This is a genomic window from Campylobacter sp. 2018MI10, assembly GCF_018501175.1.
Classification (GTDB): domain Bacteria; phylum Campylobacterota; class Campylobacteria; order Campylobacterales; family Campylobacteraceae; genus Campylobacter_E.
On sequence record NZ_JAHCZD010000118.1, the window covers coordinates 1 to 408 of the forward strand.

General features: G+C 35.0%; 1 protein-coding gene. It reads right to left on the minus strand.

All coding sequences use genetic code 11. The features are described 5' to 3' along the window. Positions 1–408: chorismate synthase (locus tag KJR01_RS09940; RefSeq protein ID WP_214119088.1), on the minus strand; the 408-nt coding region annotated here is incomplete at both ends.

Below are 408 nucleotides of genomic sequence, written 5' to 3' on the forward strand. Positions count from 1 at the left end.
GTGATTACTTAAAAATTCACCCCCTTTTAAAGCATCATTATTTTGCGAGCCTCGCATTTTACTCGCATTAATCCCCTCGCCTATCTCAACAGCTTTTACAGCATTAATCCCCATTAAGGCATGAGCTAATTTAGAATCTAATTTATCATAAAGCACTTCTCCAAGTCCTACAAGCATTCCCTTAGCTCTAGTATAAACAGAAGCACCCACACTATCTTTTGAGTTTCTAGCGCGTAAAATTTCATTTTTAAAGTCACTTTCTAGTTTTTGATCATGGCAAAAAATTTCACTTGTCTTAGCAAATTCAAAATCAAATTCTTTTTCTTTCAAATTTGATACAAAAGGTCCTACCCCAAAATCACCACTTTGAACACAATTACCAAATTCACGCAAAAGCATAGCTGCAAC